The sequence below is a fragment of the Roseixanthobacter glucoisosaccharinicivorans genome, from assembly GCF_043195095.2.
In the GTDB taxonomy this organism is placed as follows: Bacteria; Pseudomonadota; Alphaproteobacteria; order Rhizobiales; family Xanthobacteraceae; genus NCEH01.
Genome location: NZ_CM195538.1, coordinates 3,570,325 through 3,586,969 on the forward strand (window position 1 = coordinate 3,570,325; position 16,645 = coordinate 3,586,969).

The window sequence follows — 16,645 nt, forward strand, 5'->3', positions numbered from 1 at the left end:
CATCCCGCGCCCATTGGGCGTCGGGAGCGTGGGACTCCTCGCTCTCCATGTCCATCTTTACCTCCGCTCGACGCGGCTCACTGGCCGGTGCCGCGCGCGCTCTCAAGCAGTTGCTCGAACCCTTGCCGCTCACCGCGGCGGTATCCGGTTTCTCCAGCCGCCGCTCCGGCGGTCGTCGCAACTGTAATCGTGGTGCCCCCACGTTCCGTACGCGGGCCAGGCGGCGTGGCGGGCGCATCGCCCTCATCTGTCGCCGGGGACCGCTTCAGTCTCTTAAGAATGGTATTCTCCGGATCGTCCGGCAACAGGGACATAATCCAATCCCCGGTGTTTTGCAGCACCGGACGGGATTTTGCGTTCAGAACCCACGGCGGCTGGCTCTTGTCCGGGACCAGCCAGTTGAAGAAAAGAAACGCCACAACCATCACAAGCAGGCCGCGTGCGAGACCGAAGGCGAAGCCCAAGGTGCGGTCCAGCGCGCCGATGCGGCTGTCCAGAACCGCATCGGAAATGCGGGCGCTGATGATGGAAACGATCAGCAGTGTTCCCAGAAACAGGATGCCGACGGTCACGGCAAGCGCCACCGTGTCCTGCGACACGTATTGCTTGGTGATCGGAAGCAATTGAGGATAGAAAAACAAGGTTACGCCGGCTGCGGCCAGCCAGGAAACGATGCTGAAGACTTCGCGCAGAAAACCGCGAACCATGGCCAGAAGGCCGGAAAGCAGCATCACCGAAATAACGATGAGATCGAGCAGCGTCACGGGCATGGGCGCGGCGGGTCCTTCATGCGGCGCCCGGAGGCGTGCGGCGGAACACTGCGTGTCATAAATCCGCAGCGTGGCTCGGACGTATAGCTTCAAGTGCCCGCCGCGTCATCACCCCTCTTTCGGTAACGCTGCCCTGCGTGGCGCGCGGGCCGCAATTCCCGCCACCAGCGACGCAAGGGAAGCAACGCCCTCGATGGATATGGCCCCGTCCATTCCCTCGGCGGCGCCGCTCGGCATCACGGCGCGCGCGAACCCCAGCTTCGCGGCTTCCTTCAGCCGCGCCGCCGCCTGGGAGACCGGACGCACGGCCCCGGTGAGGCTTACCTCGCCGAAATAAACCGCATCCGCCGGCAAGGGCGCGCCGGTGAGCGAAGAGACCAGCGCTCCCGCCACCGCGAGATCCGCCGCCGGCTCGCCGATGCGCAGGCCGCCGGCCACATTCAAATATACGTCATGGCCGCCGAGCCGCACGCCGCAGCGCGCGTCCAGCACCGCGAGCACCATGGCGAGGCGGTTGGAATCCCAGCCCACCACCGCCCGGCGCGGCGTGCCGAGGGTGGAGGGCGCCACCAGCGCCTGGATCTCCACCAACACCGGGCGCGTGCCCTCCATGCCGGCGAATACCGCCGTGCCCGGGGCCCCGGCATCGCGATGGGAGAGGAACAGCTCGGAGGGGTTCGCGACCTCCGACAATCCCTTGCCGGTCATCTCGAACACGCCGATCTCGTCGGTGGGGCCGAATCGATTCTTTTGTGCCCGCAGGATGCGGAACTGGTGTCCCCCGTCGCCCTCGAAGGAGAACACCGCGTCCACCATGTGCTCAACCACGCGCGGGCCGGCGATCTGCCCGTCCTTGGTGACATGGCCCACCAGAATCACCGCCGCTCCGGTCTGCTTGGCATAGCGCACCATCAATTGGGCCGAGGTGCGCACCTGGGTGACGGTGCCCGGCGCCGATTCCACCGAATCGCTCCACATGGTCTGGATCGAATCGATCACCACGAACTGCACGGGCGGCCCGGCGGAGAGGGTGGCGATGATGTTTTCCGCATTGGTCTCGGCGGCAAGTCCGACCGGAGCGTCGGCCAGATCGAGCCGGCCGGCGCGCATGCGCACCTGGTCCACCGCCTCCTCGCCCGAGACATAGACGATGCGATGCCCTGCCCGCCCGAGGGCGGCGGAGGCCTGGATCAGCAAGGTGGACTTGCCGATGCCGGGATCACCACCGAGCAGCACGATGGAGCCGGGCACGAAGCCGCCGCCGGCCACCCGGTCCAGCTCGCCGATGCCGGAAATCAGGCGCGGTGCCGCCTTGCCCTGGCCCTGGAGGCTCTCCAGCACCACCGCCCGTCCCTTGCGGCCGGAGCGCTGGGCGGCCGGCACAGAGGCGGCGACATTGGCCTCCTCGGAAATGGTGTTCCATCCCCCGCAGGCCTCGCACTTGCCCTGCCAGCGGTTATAGACCGCGCCGCAGGACTGGCAGACGAAGGTGGGGCTGTTCTTGGCCATGGATCGGGAGGGCTCCGGGCGCGCAGGGGCGCGACTCACCCGTGCAGTCTAGCCGCCCACATAGACCCGGTGATAGCGCGGCCCCAGGCTGGTGAGCACCTCATAGCCGATGGTGCCGCCATGGGCGGCGAGTTCGTCGATGCCGATTCCCTCACCCAGCAGCACGGCCGGGTCCCCACGCCGCGCCTTCTCGTGCGGCACGTCGGTGACGTCCACGGCCGTGAGATCCATGGAAATGCGTCCCACCAGCTGGCAGCGCAGGCCACCGATCATGGCATCCGCGCCGCGCCGGGCATCGCTGCCGCCGAACGCGCGCAGGAAGCCGTCGGCATAGCCGAGGGAAAGAATGGCGATGCGGCTGTCGCGCTGCAGGCGCTGGGCGGCGCCATAGCCCACCGTCGTGCCGGCACGCGCTTCGCGCACCTGAATGATCGGCACGTCCAGCCGCACCACGCTGCGCAACGCCGTGCCGCCGGAAATCGGCGCACCGCCATAGAGCGCGATGCCGGGCCGCACCATGTCGAAATACATCTCCGGCCCGCCCAGCGTTCCGGCGGAATTGGCAAGCGAGGCAGGAATGCCGGGGAATGCCGCCGCCACTTTCGCGAACAGATGGTGCTGCGCCTGGGTCAGCGGGTGGTGCGCGGTATCCGCGCAGGCGAGATGGGTCATGATCAGCGACGGGCGGAACGACGGGCCGCCCTCGCCAGCGATGGTGAGCGCCTCATCCACGCTGAGACCAAGGCGATTCATGCCGGTGTCCACATGCAAGGCGGCCGGCTGGCTCACGCCCATGGCCCGGCTGTGAATGGACCATTCGGCGATTTCCTGCCGGCTTCCCAGAACGGGGCGCAGATCGGCGGCGGAATAGGAATGGGCGGTGTCCGGCAGCAGGCCGCCGAGCACATAGATGGTGGCCTCGGGGAGCAGCGCCCGCAGCGCCTCGCCTTCCTGCACCAAGGCGACGAAGAAGGTGCGCGCGCCCGCCTTCCACAGCGCCGGCGCCGCCTGCGCGAGGCCGAGGCCATAGGCATCCGCCTTCACCACCGCCGCGCATTCCGCCGGCGCGACCCGCGCGGCGAGGGTGCGCCAATTATCGGCCAGGGCGCCGAGATCAATGGTCAGGACGGCGCGGGACAGAGCGGAAGACGGGACGGGCGCGGGCTGCATCGAAACGCTTTCCCTGGATGCGGCTGGATTCGCTGTCCTGTCTATACCTTACCCGTGACGCCTCGGCAGCGCCGGACGCGGGGCAGATCCGCGCGCCACGCCCATCATGGGCGGTCAGTGGCGGTCGGGCAGGCGATCTTCACGGGCCAGATTCGAAAAGCGCGTGAATTGCGGCTCGAAATGCACCTTCACCGTGCCGGTGGGGCCGTGGCGCTGCTTGCCGATGATGACTTCCGCCACCCCCTCGGCCGCCTTCATGTCCGCCTCCCACTTGAACCATTCCTCGGTTCCGGGCTTAGGCTCGCGGCTCTTAAGGTAATATTCCTCGCGATAGACGAACATCACCACGTCGGCGTCCTGCTCGATGGAGCCGGATTCACGCAGGTCGGCGAGTTGCGGGCGCTTGTCGTCGCGCGCTTCCACCTGACGGGAAAGCTGCGAGAGCGCCATGATCGGCACTTGCAGCTCCTTCGCCAGCGCCTTGAGGCCGGTGGTGATCTCGGTGACTTCCTGCACGCGGTTCTGCGACGAGCTTTTCGAGGAGCCGGACAGCAATTGCAGATAGTCCACCACCATGAAGTCCAGCCCCCGCTGGCGCTTCAGGCGCCGCGCGCGGGCCACCAACTGGGCGATCGAGATGCCGCCGGTATCGTCGATATAGAGCGGCACCACTTGCATGGTCTGGGCGGCGGCAGCCAGCTTGGAGAACTCACTTTCCGAAATATCGCCGCGGCGGATCTTGTAGGAGGCGATCTCCGCCTGCTCGGCGAGAATACGCGTCGCCAATTGCTCGGCTGACATTTCCAGCGAGAAGAAGCCGACGATGCCGCCGCTCTGGGTCTCAATGGAGCCGTCGGCCCGCTGCTCGCCACGATAGGCGGCGGCAATGTTGAAGGCGATGTTGGTGGCGAGCGCGGTCTTGCCCATGGCGGGACGGCCGGCAAGGATCACAAGGTCCGAGGGCTGGAGCCCGCCCATCTGCTGGTCGAGATCGTCGAGCCCCGAGGCGATGCCGGAAAGATGGCCCTCGCGCTGGAAGGCGCGGCTCGCCATGTCCACAGCTTCCCGCAGCGCCTCGCCGAAGCGCTGGAAGCCGCCGTCATAGCGCCCGCTCTCGGCGATGGCGTAGAGGCGCTTTTCCGCCTCCTCAATCTGGTCCTGAGGGGTCGCCTCCACCGGCGCATCATAGGCGTCGTTGACGATTTCCTCGCCGATGCGGATCAGCTCGCGCCGCACCGAGAGATCATAGATGGCGCGGCCGTAATCCTCGGCATTGATGACGGTGGTCGCCTCCGCCGCGAGGCGGGCGAGATAATGCGGGCCGCTTAGCCCCGCCACATCCAGGTCGGCCGGCAGGAAGGTCTTGAGGGTGACAGGAGTCGCCACCTTCCCGGCGCGCACCAGCGCCCCGGCCAGCTCGAAGATGCGGCCGTGGATGGGCTCGAAGAAATGCTCGGGCTTGAGGAAATCCGAGACCCGGTAAAAGGCGTCGTTATTGACCAGAATCGCGCCGAGCAGCGATTGCTCCGCCTCCACATTGTGGGGCGCCTGACGATAGGAGGGGTCGAGATCCCCCTTCTGGTCGGAAAGGTCGAGCATGAGGCAAGGCCGGTTTGGTGGACGAGCCCTTGTTTAGCAGAAGGCGCAGCCTCAGCGGACACCCTTGCTTTCTTCGCCGACGAGGAATTTTCCCTGTGCATGACTTCTGGGCATTACGGGGATAACCCGCCCGAAGGTTTCCTCCGGGCGGGCCTGTTCATCCCGCCGGGAGAAGACCATATGCGCGGCCTCGAAGGCCGCGCTCACTCGCCGGCGAGGCGCAACGGCGGGGCGCTGCGCTTCTCTATTCCCCGCAATTTGTCCTCGGCCTGCGCGATATAATCGCGGGTCAGCGGCACCGCCTCCTGTTTGCGGGCGAGCTGGATCTGGAACACCATCAGGCCCTGGTAGCGAAACGCCATTTCCGATCCGGCGAGATAGAATTCCCACATGCGCAGGAACCGCTCGTCGGTGAGGCGCAGCACCTCCTCCCGCCGCGCGAGGAACCGCGCGCGCCATGCCTTTAGCGTGTCGGCATAGTGCAGGCGCAGGATCTCGATGTCGGTCACGACCAGCCCCGCCCGCTCAATGTGCGGTGTCACTTCCGAGAGCGCCGGCATGTAGCCGCCCGGGAAGATGTATTTGGCGATCCACGGATTGGTGAAACCCGGCGGGTCGAACCGGCCGATGGCGTGCAGCAGCATCACCCCGTCGGGCGCCAGCAGCGCGCGCGCCTTGCGGAAGAATTCGGCGTAATGATCGACGCCCACATGCTCGAACATGCCCACCGAAACGATCCGGTCGAACGGGCTGGGCACGTCGCGGTAATCCTGGAGCGCGAACGAGACCTGCCCCTCCAGCCCCTTTTCCCGGGCGCGGGATTGGGCAACGCCGAGTTGCTCCGTGGACAAGGTGACGCCGGAAACCCGCGCCTTGGCGATCTCCGCCAGATAGAGTCCGAGCCCGCCCCAGCCGCTGCCAATGTCCAGCACGCTCAGATTCGGCTTGTCGAGCACCAGCTTGGCCGCGATATGCCGTTTCTTGGCCAGCTGGGCATCGTCGAGCCGCTCGCCGGGATGCTCGAAATAGGCGCAGGAATATTGCTTGTCCGCATCCAGGAACAGGGAATAGAGCCGCCCGTCCAGGTCGTAATGATGGGCCACATTGCGCCGGGCGCGGCCGCGTGGGTTGAACTGGTCGAGGCGCCGCAGCACGCGCCGCGCGAAATAAAGCAGGCGCGAGGTCAGCGTGGGCTGAAGCACGTCCTGCGACATCACCAGTTCAAGAAGCTCTGCAATCGAGCCTTGCTCGATCACCAGATCGCCATTGGTATAGATCTCGCCGAGCTGCATTTCCGGATCGAGCAGCAGCAGCAATTGCGCCCGTTTGCTGGCGAAGCGGACATGAACGAGAGGTTCGCCCGGCCCCGCCGCGAAGGTGCGGCCAGATGCCGTGGTGACCTTAAGACCGCCGTGCTTCACAACACGACGCAGAACAGATTCAAGCAACCGATCCACTGGGCCGCCTCCATCCTAAGATGACCGCCTGGGTTGCCCCTCCTCTTGGTTTCTGTCCCCGCGCACCAAAGCACACACATGTGATGCAATCGTCAGGGCGCTCGCGCATGACTTAACGGAAGCGGGATTCGGCCCGATCCGCAGTCATGCTGTCCTTGCGGGCTCTTACGGCCAGCAGAAGCCATGTAAATCTGAACACCACATGACCGCTACGGCAATACCAAAATTGACCAAAAACAAGAAAACGCCCGGCGCATGGCCGGGCGTTTCCAAAGTGTGAGAAAAGCCGAAGAGGATTAACTCACTCGGCGTCGTCGAGTTCCGCAGCCGCTTCTTCGGCTTCGGCGAGGGTGGCGTCGCGCTCGGCGGCGGCTTCGGCCTCAGCCTCTTCGTCCTCGTCGCGGCGCGTGCGCAGGTCCTCGCCGCGCGCCATGCGCTCGGCTTCCTCGACGCTGCGGGCGACATTGGCGGTCACGGAGACTTCGACTTCCGGATGCAGGCGCACGGGAAGCGTGTGCATGCCGATGGTCTTGATGGGATGATTCAGCTCGATCTGCTGGCGGTCGACCGTGAAGCCGGCCTTCACCAGAGCCTCGGCGAGATCTCGGGTCGAAACCGAGCCGTAGAGCTGGCCGCTCTCGCCCGCCTGACGCAGGATCACCACGCTCTGGCCGTTCAGCTTCTCGGCCACGCCCTCGGCCTCCTTGCGGAGCTCCAGATTGCGGGTTTCCAGCTGAACCTTCATCTGGTCGAACTTGGCCTTGTTGGCCTTGGTGGCGCGCAGGGCCTTGTTGTTCGGCAGAAGGAAGTTGCGGCCATAGCCGTCACGCACCTTCACCACTTCGCCCATCTGGCCCAGCTTGGCCACGCGCTCCAAAAGAATGACTTCCATTTTCGTGTCTCCTGTTTCGATGTTTCGGGGGTCGGGGAATTTCTGTCAGCGGTCGTTGGCGGCCGGCGGTCGCCCGCCGGGAGCCGAGCGGGCCCGCAGATCGAACATGGCGTCCACCACGCCAAGCAGAGCCACCACCAGCACCGGCCAGCCCAAGGCCAGGGTGCCGAGCCAAACGGCGGTGAGAATGAGAACCCGCGCGTTGCGGCCACGGGTCAGGAAATGCAGCACCGCGAAGCCCGCGACCGCATAAGCGGTCACCAGCGTCGCCGCGACCACCGAGGCGGAAAGGCCGACCATGCCCGGCACCACGGAGGCGGCGACGATCAGCGCGAGCACCAGCGAGGTGGAGGCCGGCAGACGGGTCGCAGCGAGATGGGGCCAGGGACGCGCCAGCCGGCCCGATACCAGCGCCGCCCGGCCTGCGAGATACAGGCAGCACAGTTGTGTGACCATGGCGAGCGCGCCCGCCATGGGCGGCAGGATATTCGCGACCAGCTCGCCCATGCGCGCAGTCTCCGCGCTCGCCGGTCCGGTCTGTCCCTGCACCTGGATGAAGGTCTCGAAGGCGGCCGCCACCGCCGTGCGATAGGTCTCGAAATCGCCGGCCACGGAGAGCACGGCGGTGATGACGCTGACGCTTGAGAGCGCCGCGCCGGTCAGCACCAGCCCGCCGATGGAGAACCAGATCAGTTTGGTGGGATTGGCCGCATCGCTGCGCGCCATCAGCGCGCCATAGGACAGCGCCCAGGCCGGACCGCCGATGCCGACAAGGTAGGCGATGAGGAAAGAAGAATTGAAATAGAGCCCGAGGGCGATGCTCGCGACGGCGACGCCGGCCAGGGCCGAGATGTGCGAGAAGGCAAGCCCCGCGATCATGATGGGCAAGGGCGCCAGATAGAAGAACGGCACGGCCCAGATGCCCCCGGTCGCGATGCCCGCGACGAGAAGCGCCGACGCCGCTCCGGCGGCGAGGCCGATCATGAGAAACTGTGCCATCAGCTCGCTGTCCCGCAAAAGCGGTTAGAGGCAGGTCGTCGCCTGCCCCAGCCAAACCCGAGGCCGTGGCCCCGGTACGCATGTTTTTTAAATGATAAAGGCGCCCCCTCTTGGGGAGCGGGCGCCTTGATCTATCAGCGGATCACGAACGGCAGCAGGCCGAGGAAGCGCGAACGCTTGATGGCGGCCGACAGCTCGCGCTGCTTCTTGGCGGACACCGCGGTGATGCGGCTCGGCACGATCTTGCCGCGCTCGGAAATGTAGCGCTGCAGCAGACGCACGTCCTTGTAGTCGATCTTCGGCGCGTTGGGGCCGGAGAACGGGCAGGTCTTGCGACGACGGAAGAACGGACGGCGCTGACCGCCGCCGGCGCCACCAGCTTGAGCGAATGCCATCAGATCGCCTCCTCACCAGCGGTTTCTTCACGGTCGCGCGGACGGCGCGGACGGTCTTCACGGTCACGGCCGCCGAAGCCGCCGCCACCACCGAAGCCGCGATCGCCGCCGAAGCCACGCTCGCCACGATCACGATCGTCGCGGTCGCGCTTCTGGAGCATGGCCGAGGGGCCTTCCTCGTGCTCTTCCACACGCAGCGTGAGGAAACGCAGAACGTCCTCGTCGATGCGCATCTGGCGCTCCATCTCCTGAACCGCCGCCGGGGTGGCGTCGATGTTCATGAGGGTGAAGTGCGCCTTGCGGTTCTTGTTGATGCGATAGGTGAGCGTCTTCACGCCCCAGGCCTCGGTCTTGGTGACCTGGCCGCCGTTCGCTTCGATCACGCCCTTGAATCGGGCGGCGAGTTCCTCGACCTGTTGCGCCGTTACGTCTTGGCGCGCGAGGAACACATGCTCATAGAGCGCCATGTGTCCTAATGCCTTTCCTGTTGCTCCATCGCCCGGCGCCAAGCCCTTTCGAACCTTTGGAAAGGCTCGTTTGCTCGGAAGGCGGGGACACGGGACGACGGACCTTGTGGCCCTGCCACCCGGGGTTTCAACTTGCGCTGAAGCAACAGATGGCCGTCCGTTCAGCCCCCGGCCGGGGCAACGGAAGCGGTGCGTATAGCAGGTTTTCCGCTGAAGGCAAGGATGCGCAAGGATTCCCACCAAGGGACCGGGCGCCGAAGGCACGATTGCAGCGCAATATCGCCACGCCACAATGGCCCGCCTCCCCCGCCCAGCTTGACTCCCCTTGCGTCCCGGTGTCTCTGCCCTCCCCAAAATTAAGCGGAGGGATACCCCTTGACCACAGCCTTTATTTTTCCCGGCCAGGGCAGCCAAGCCGTCGGCATGGGCAAGGCGCTCGCGGAGAATTTCGCGGTCGCGAAGGCCGTGTTCGACGAGGTGGACGGCGCGCTCGGCGAAGCCCTCTCCCGCACCATGTGGGACGGGCCGATCGAGGAACTGACCCTCACCGCTAACGCCCAGCCGGCCTTGATGGCGGTGTCGCTGGCCGCCATGCGGGTGCTCGAGGCCGAAGCCGGCCTCGACCTTTCCCGCGATGCGTCCTTCGTCGCCGGCCATTCGCTGGGGGAATATTCCGCGCTCGCCGCCGCCGGCGCGCTCTCCATCACGGACGCCGCCCGCCTGCTGCGCATTCGCGGACGCGCCATGCAGGACGCCGTGCCGGTGGGCCAGGGCGCCATGGCGGCGATTCTCGGTCTGGATTTCGAGCAGGCCAGCGCCGTCGCCGAAGAGGCCGCCGGGTCCGATGTCTGTGAAGCAGCCAATGACAATGCCAACGGCCAGGTGGTTCTGTCCGGCTCCACGGCTGCGGTCGAACGGGCCATGGAGATCGCCAAGGCCAAGGGCGCCTCCCGCGCGATCCTCCTGCCCGTGTCCGCCCCGTTCCATTGCCGCCTGATGCAGCCGGCCGCCGACACCATGCAGATCGCGCTCGCCGCAAGCACGGTGAAGGCGCCGGTGGTGCCGGTGGTCTCCAACGTGCGGGCCGCCCCGGTCAGCGACCCTTCGGAAATCGTCGCGTTGCTGGTGCAGCAGGTAACGGGCACGGTGCGCTGGCGCGAAAGTGTGCTGTTCATGGCGGGCGCCGGCGTTACACGCACGGTGGAAGTAGGCGCCGGCAAGGTCCTCTCGGGCCTTTCGCGCCGCATCGCCAAGGAAATCGCGGTCTCGGCGGTCGGCACGCCGGAAGACGTGGCGGCCTTCATCGCCGCGCGCCAGACACCGGCCGCCTGAGCCGCCCCGGCTCACTCCCCTCTTTCGTTTCAGGAGCCCCCATGTTCGATCTCAGCGGCAAGACCGCCCTCGTCACCGGCGCCACGGGCGGCATCGGCGGCGCCATCGCCAAGGCGCTCCACGCCCAGGGCGCGACCGTCGCCATCTCCGGCACCCGCCGCGAGGTGCTGGAAACCTTTGCCGCCGAACTCAAGGAGCGCGTGCACGTGCTGCCGTGCAATCTCGGCGTCACCGAGGACGTGGAGAAGCTGATTCCCGACGCCGAGGCGGCGCTCGGCCAGCTCGACATTCTCGTGAACAACGCCGGCATCACGCGCGACAATATCTTCATGCGCCTGAAGGACGAGGACTGGGACCAGGTGATTGCGGTGAACCTCACCGCCACCTTCCGCCTCTCCCGCGCGGCGGTGCGCTCCATGATGCGGCGCCGGTCGGGCCGGATCATTTCCATCACCTCGGTGGTGGGCGTGACCGGGAATGCCGGCCAGGGCAATTATGCCGCAGCGAAGGCGGGCATGATCGGCATGTCCAAGTCCCTCGCCCAGGAAGTGGCCAGCCGCGGCGTGACGGTGAATTGCGTGGCTCCAGGCTTCATCGCCACCGCCATGACCGACGTGCTGAACGAAAAGCAGCGCGAGGGGATTCTGAAGGCTGTGCCGGCGGCGCGGCTCGGCTCGCCGGAAGACATTGCCAGCGCCTGCGTTTATCTGGCTTCGGACGAAGCCGGCTATGTCACGGGCCAGACCCTGCACGTGAACGGCGGCATGGCGATGATCTGAAGACCGTGCGGGATCGGGCCGGCGCAGCGGGCTTTGCTGGCATAGGCGCAGGAAGTATGATACCGACCCGCACCGTCCTGTCCCGGCCTTGGAAATCCAGCTCCGGACCGGGATAAAAACGCGCATCCGGTGCGTCTTTGGTTTCAAGACCCGCCGGAATGAGCATGGGGGCTGGGCACGGCGGAAGAAAGGCATTATGCCCTCTCACAGCCGCCGTACGGCATAGAGACAATTTTTCAGATAATGAGGGTGCATCGATGAGTGACATCGCCGAGCGGGTGAAGAAGATCGTCGCGGAGCATCTGGGTGTGGAGCCCGAGAAGGTCACGGAAAACGCCAGCTTCATCGACGACCTCGGCGCCGACAGCCTCGACACCGTCGAGCTCGTCATGGCCTTCGAGGAAGCTTTCAACACCGAGATCCCGGACGACGCGGCTGAGACCATCCTGACGGTCGGCGACGCGATCAAGTTCCTGGAGAAGAACGCGGCCTGAGCCGTGTCAGCGACGGCGACGGTCGCACCCGCCATGGATCCGTCCAGGATAGCGGCCGTCGCGTTCCTAGTTCCGGAGTTCCCCTCATGAGACGTGTTGTCGTCACCGGCCTCGGCATGGTGACGCCGCTCGGCTGCGGCGTCGAGCCAAGCTGGCGGCGACTGATTGCGGGCCAGAGCGGCGCAAAGTTCGTCGAACGCTTCGACGTATCGGACCTCGCCTGCAAGATCGCGTGCATGATCCCCCGTGGAGACGGCACCGATGGCACCTTCAATCCCGACGATTGGATGGAGCCCAAGGAGCAGCGCAAGGTTGACGAATTCATCGTCTTCGCCATGGCCGCGGCCCAGCAGGCGCTCGACGATGCGGGCTGGCACCCGACCTCTTATGAAGACCAGATCGCCTCCGGCGTGCTCATCGGCTCCGGCATCGGCGGCATCGAGGGCATTTCCGAGGCCGCCCATATCCTGAAGGAGCGCGGCCCGCGCCGCATCTCGCCCTTCTTCATTCCTGGACGCCTCATCAACCTGGCCGGCGGCTATGTCTCCATCGCCCACGGGCTGAAGGGGCCGAACCACGCCGTCGTCACCGCCTGCTCCACCGGCGCCCACGCCATCGGCGATGCCGGACGGCTGATCGCCCTCGGCGATGCGGATGTGATGGTGGCCGGCGGCACCGAATCGACCGTAAACCGTCTCTCTCTGGCCGGCTTCGCCGCCTGCAAGGCGCTCTGCACCAGCTTCAACGATGCGCCGGAAAAGGGCTCACGCCCCTACGACCGCGACCGCGACGGCTTCGTCATGGGCGAAGGCGCCGGCATTGTGGTGCTTGAGGAATATGAGCACGCCAAGGCGCGCGGCGCGAAGATCTATGCCGAACTCATCGGCTATGGGCTCTCCGGCGACGCCTATCACATCACGGCCCCCTCGCCCGACGGCGACGGTGCCTTCCGCTGCATGACCGCCGCCCTGAAGCGTGCGGGCATCCCGGCTTCCGAACTCGATTACATCAATGCCCATGGCACCTCGACCATGGCGGACGAAATCGAGCTTGGCGCGGTGCAGCGGCTGCTGGGCAATGCGGCAGCCAAGACCTCCATGTCCTCCACCAAATCCTCCATCGGGCATCTGCTCGGCGCGGCGGGCGCGGTGGAAGCCATTTTCTCGGTGCTCGCCATTCGCGATCAGATCGCCCCGGCGACCTTGAATCTGGACAATCCCTCGGTGGATACCCCGATCGACCTCGTGCCCCACACGGCACGGCCACGGGAAATCAACACGGTCCTGTCCAATTCCTTCGGATTCGGCGGCACCAACGCTTCGGTGGTCTTCCGCCGCGCCGAGGCCTGAGCACGCGATTTTTTGCGGCCCGTTCACTGTGCGGGCCGCGAATGCCGCCGGTTGTCGGCGGCGATACGCCTTATCGCCATATTTGACGTTAGCCTGCGCGCCATTGGCCTTCTCCGCGTGATAGGTATCATGCACCTCTTCGCATGAAGCTGCGCGGGTGGGCTTTCCGGTCCGGGCCGTGCGGTGCGCGGAGTTCCTTGGGCGCAGCGAACGCGATGGGAGACCCCTGAATGGCGACGTCCGAGCCTCCGGCGCACGAGGGCCGTCCCGGCCACGACCTCCGCCAGGAGCCTGTGCTGGGCACGCCTGCGGTTGCGGCGGGCGAAAGCCGTGCCGCGCCCTTGGTCAGTCCTGTATCGCCGGGCAGCACCGCCTCGGCACCCGAGCCCAGGGTCGGCATAGATTCTCCTGCGGGCTCGGGGTCCGCGGCTCCAGATGTGAAGGCGCCGGACGGTCGCATGATCGAAGAGACACCCTCCGTTTCAGCGGCCTCGCCTGCCGCGCCAGCTTCTGCGTCCGCAGTCCCCCTTGCGAGCGATCCCGCGGACGCCGCCCCGGAGACGACGCAGCCAGAGAAAGCCAAGCCCGCCAAGCCGCCGCGCGAAACCCGTGGGCAGGCGAAAGCCCGCAAGCGCGCGGAACGCCTCGCCCGCGATCCGCGCGCCGCCGCCAAGGCGGCCGAGAAGAAACGTCCGTCGCGCGGCGCCCGCCACCCGGCGGTGGTGATCGGCAGCGCCATCTTCACGATCCTTCTGTTTCTCACCGTCGGCGGCGGGCTGATGGCTTGGTATGGCCAATTGAAATATGCCGCGCCCGGCCCGCTCCCGGCGGAGAAGAACGTCTTTATTCCCCGGGGCCAGGGCTCGCGCGACATCGCCGACCTGCTGGAGCGCCAGGGCGTCATCGACAATTGGCTGCTGTTCATGGTGGCGCAGCAGCTGGCCCATCGCGGCCAGCCGCTTCAGGCCGGCGAATATATCTTCAAGCCCGGCGTCTCCTTGGAAAAAGTGCTCAATGCGCTGGCCGACGGGCGCGTGATCCAGCATCAGATCACCATTCCGGAAGGCCTCACCACCCAGCAGATCGTGGCCCGCCTGATGGACAACGACCTGCTCACCGGCACGCCGCGCATGCCGCAGGAAGGCACGTTGCTGCCGGAAACCTACAACATCGTCCGTGGCACCAGCCGCGACGAGGTGCTGAAGCGCATGGCGAGCGACCAGCAAAAGCTGGTGCGTGACCTCTGGGCCAAGCGTGCGCCCGATCTGCCCTTGAAGACGCCGCAGGAAATGGTCGTGCTGGCCTCCATCGTCGAGAAGGAAACCGGCAAGCCCGACGAGCGGCCGAAGGTTGCAGCGGTTTTCATCAATCGCCTCGCTCGCAAGATGCGGCTGCAGTCCGATCCGACCATCATCTACGGCATCGCCGGCGGCAAGGGCGTGCTGGGGCGGCCGATCTCCCGCGCGGATATCGTGAACCCGACGCCGTACAACACTTATGCCATTGATGGCCTTCCCCCGGGCCCGATCGGCAATCCCGGGCGCGATTCGCTGGCGGCGGTGGCCAATCCGGCAAAGACCAAGGATCTCTATTTCGTCGCCGACGGCACGGGCGGCCATGTGTTCTCCGAGACGCTGGAGCAGCACAATCGCAACGTCGCGCGCTGGCGCGAAATCGAGGCGGAAGCCCGCACCAAGGCGCAGAACGCCGCTCCCACCTCCAACACCGGCGTCGGCACCGGTGATTCGGCGCCGGTCGCTCCGCGCGCTCCTTCCAACTGAACGGGCCGGCGGATGCCGGCCTTACGAGGCTTTTGATGTCCCCTGCGGGTTCCGCTCCTTCCGCGCGCTCGGCCCTGGCCAGCATGACTGGCTTTGCCCGCACCCAGGGCATCACGGCGGGCTGGCGCTGGGCCTGGGAGGTGCGTTCGGTGAATGCCAAGGGGCTTGACCTGCGCCTGCGCGTTCCTGCCGGCTTCGAAGCCCTCGATGCAGCCGCCCGCGCCGCCGCCGCGCGCGCCCTGGCACGCGGGTCGGTATCCGGCACCCTCACCCTGGCCCGCGAGGGGGAGAGCGTTGCCGTCGCGGTCAACCAACCGGCTCTTGAAGCGCTGATCATGGCCGCCCGCGCGGCCGCCGAACGCCATGCGATGACGCCGCCGACGCTCGATTCGCTGCTGGCCGTGAAGGGCATCGTCGAAATCATCGAAGCCGAGCTCACGACCCAGGACCAGGAGGCAGTCTCCGCCGCCGCTCTCGCCGGCTTCGAAGCGGCGCTTGATGGGCTGATCGCCATGCGCCATTCCGAGGGCGCGGCACTGAAGGCGGTGCTGCTGGAGCGGCTCGACGCCATTGCGGCCCTCGTCGCCCAAGCCGAAGCCCGCCCGGAGCGCGGCACGGAGGCCATCAAGGCGCGGCTGCGGGACCAGGTGCGCGCGCTGCTGGAGACCGGCACGCCGCTCGACCCCGAGCGCCTGAACCAGGAAGCTGCCCTGCTCGCCACAAAGGCCGACATCCGCGAGGAGTTGGACCGGCTGACGGCCCATCTTGCCGCCGCGCGGGATTTGCTCGTCCAGGGCGGCCCGGTGGGGCGGAGGCTGGACTTCCTGTCCCAGGAGTTCAACCGCGAGAGCAATACGCTCTGCTCCAAGTCCAATGCGGTTGCCCTCACCCAGATCGGGCTTGACCTGAAGCTGCTTGTGGATCAGTTCCGCGAGCAGATCGCGAACATCGAGTAAGGCCGCCCCCATCATGGACGCTGCGAGCGCCCCTTCCGCCCCGCCGCACGGTCGTTCGGGGCTTGCCCGACGGGGCCTGATGCTGGTGCTCTCCTCGCCGTCCGGCGCCGGCAAGACCACGCTCTCGCGGCTGCTGCTGGCGCAGGACAGCCGCATCACGATGTCGGTCTCCCTCACGACCCGCAAACCGCGGCCGGGCGAGGTGGAAGGCATCGACTATTATTTCACCGATCCAGACGGCTTCCGGCAGATGCGCGACACGGGCGCGCTGCTGGAACATGCCACCGTGTTCGGCAATCTCTACGGCACGCCCCGCAAGCCGGTGGAGGACGCCCTCGCCCAGGGGCGGGACGTGCTGTTCGACATCGACTGGCAGGGCACGCAGCAATTGGAGGAGAGCGAGGCCGCCAAGCACGACCTCGTCAAAGTCTTCATCCTGCCCCCCTCCGCCGCCGCCCTGGCGGAGCGCCTGCGCGGGCGCGGCCAGGACAGCGAAGACGTGGTTCACGAGCGCATGGCAAAGGCGGCTGCCGAAATCAGCCACTACAGCGAATACGACTACATCCTCATCAATGAGGATGTGGAGGCCTGCCTCGCCAAGCTCAAGGCGATTCTTCAGGCCGAACGACTGCGGCGCCAACGGCTGACCGGCCTTTCGCATTTTGTGAGCACTCTGATCGGCGGCCTCTGAGAGCG

Annotated in this window: 16 protein-coding genes; 7 read left to right on the forward strand and 9 right to left on the reverse strand. The window is 66.6% G+C overall.

What is annotated here, in order from left to right:
- Positions 1–77: 77 nt before the first annotated feature.
- From V5F78_RS16520 to rpsF, 9 genes are all read right to left on the reverse strand, one after another.
- A complete protein-coding gene (locus V5F78_RS16520) occupies positions 78–770 on the reverse strand; it encodes a CvpA family protein (protein ID WP_394067203.1) in 693 nt (230 codons plus the stop codon).
- Positions 771–878: 108 nt separating this feature from the next.
- On the reverse strand, positions 879–2,279 hold the full coding sequence (radA, locus tag V5F78_RS16525; protein WP_394067205.1) for a DNA repair protein RadA: 1,401 nt from the start codon (positions 2,277–2,279) through the stop codon (positions 879–881).
- 48 nt (positions 2,280–2,327) lie between these two features.
- Complete coding sequence (gene alr / locus V5F78_RS16530) at positions 2,328–3,449, reverse strand: alanine racemase (RefSeq protein ID WP_394067207.1); 1,122 nt, start codon at positions 3,447–3,449, stop codon at positions 2,328–2,330.
- A gap of 114 nt (positions 3,450–3,563) precedes the next feature.
- Complete coding sequence (locus V5F78_RS16535; RefSeq protein WP_394014171.1) at positions 3,564–5,048, reverse strand: replicative DNA helicase; 1,485 nt, start codon at positions 5,046–5,048, stop codon at positions 3,564–3,566.
- Between the two features lie 203 nt (positions 5,049–5,251).
- Positions 5,252–6,505 (reverse strand): cyclopropane fatty acid synthase, encoded by a 1,254-nt coding sequence (locus V5F78_RS16540; RefSeq protein WP_394067209.1) that lies wholly within the window; start codon positions 6,503–6,505, stop codon positions 5,252–5,254.
- A 301-nt stretch (positions 6,506–6,806) separates the two neighbouring features.
- Positions 6,807–7,397: a 50S ribosomal protein L9 gene (gene rplI, locus V5F78_RS16545; RefSeq protein ID WP_394067211.1), complete on the reverse strand. Its 591-nt coding sequence runs from the start codon at positions 7,395–7,397 to the stop codon at positions 6,807–6,809.
- Between the two features lie 45 nt (positions 7,398–7,442).
- Positions 7,443–8,396 (reverse strand): DUF2232 domain-containing protein, encoded by a 954-nt coding sequence (locus tag V5F78_RS16550; RefSeq protein WP_394067213.1) that lies wholly within the window; start codon positions 8,394–8,396, stop codon positions 7,443–7,445.
- 134 nt (positions 8,397–8,530) lie between these two features.
- Positions 8,531–8,791, reverse strand: coding sequence for a 30S ribosomal protein S18 (gene rpsR / locus V5F78_RS16555; protein WP_348844281.1), 261 nt, complete (start codon positions 8,789–8,791; stop codon positions 8,531–8,533).
- Positions 8,791–9,258, reverse strand: a complete 468-nt coding sequence (rpsF, locus tag V5F78_RS16560) for a 30S ribosomal protein S6 (protein ID WP_348844280.1) — start codon at positions 9,256–9,258, stop codon at positions 8,791–8,793. Before rpsF ends, rpsR begins: the two co-directional genes overlap by 1 nt.
- Before the next feature lie 375 nt (positions 9,259–9,633).
- Here rpsF and fabD point away from each other — a divergent pair, with 375 nt between their 5' ends.
- The 7 genes from fabD (at position 9,634) to gmk (ending at position 16,640) form a co-directional block, all read left to right on the forward strand.
- Complete coding sequence (gene fabD / locus V5F78_RS16565) at positions 9,634–10,590, forward strand: ACP S-malonyltransferase (RefSeq protein ID WP_394067215.1); 957 nt, start codon at positions 9,634–9,636, stop codon at positions 10,588–10,590.
- A gap of 41 nt (positions 10,591–10,631) precedes the next feature.
- The gene (gene fabG, locus V5F78_RS16570; protein ID WP_394067217.1) at positions 10,632–11,369 is read left to right on the forward strand and encodes a 3-oxoacyl-[acyl-carrier-protein] reductase; all 738 of its coding nucleotides are present in this window, start codon (positions 10,632–10,634) and stop codon (positions 11,367–11,369) included.
- 257 nt (positions 11,370–11,626) lie between these two features.
- A complete protein-coding gene (locus tag V5F78_RS16575) occupies positions 11,627–11,863 on the forward strand; it encodes an acyl carrier protein (protein WP_029003376.1) in 237 nt (78 codons plus the stop codon).
- Between the two features lie 86 nt (positions 11,864–11,949).
- Positions 11,950–13,212, forward strand: coding sequence for a beta-ketoacyl-ACP synthase II (fabF, locus tag V5F78_RS16580; RefSeq protein ID WP_394067219.1), 1,263 nt, complete (start codon positions 11,950–11,952; stop codon positions 13,210–13,212).
- A 458-nt stretch (positions 13,213–13,670) separates the two neighbouring features.
- A complete protein-coding gene (gene mltG, locus V5F78_RS16585) occupies positions 13,671–14,993 on the forward strand; it encodes an endolytic transglycosylase MltG (protein ID WP_394067220.1) in 1,323 nt (440 codons plus the stop codon).
- Positions 14,994–15,028: 35 nt separating this feature from the next.
- The gene (locus tag V5F78_RS16590) at positions 15,029–15,949 is read left to right on the forward strand and encodes a YicC/YloC family endoribonuclease (RefSeq protein WP_394067222.1); all 921 of its coding nucleotides are present in this window, start codon (positions 15,029–15,031) and stop codon (positions 15,947–15,949) included.
- A 13-nt stretch (positions 15,950–15,962) separates the two neighbouring features.
- The gene (gmk, locus tag V5F78_RS16595) at positions 15,963–16,640 is read left to right on the forward strand and encodes a guanylate kinase (protein WP_394067224.1); all 678 of its coding nucleotides are present in this window, start codon (positions 15,963–15,965) and stop codon (positions 16,638–16,640) included.
- The last annotated feature ends 5 nt before the right edge of the window (positions 16,641–16,645 follow it).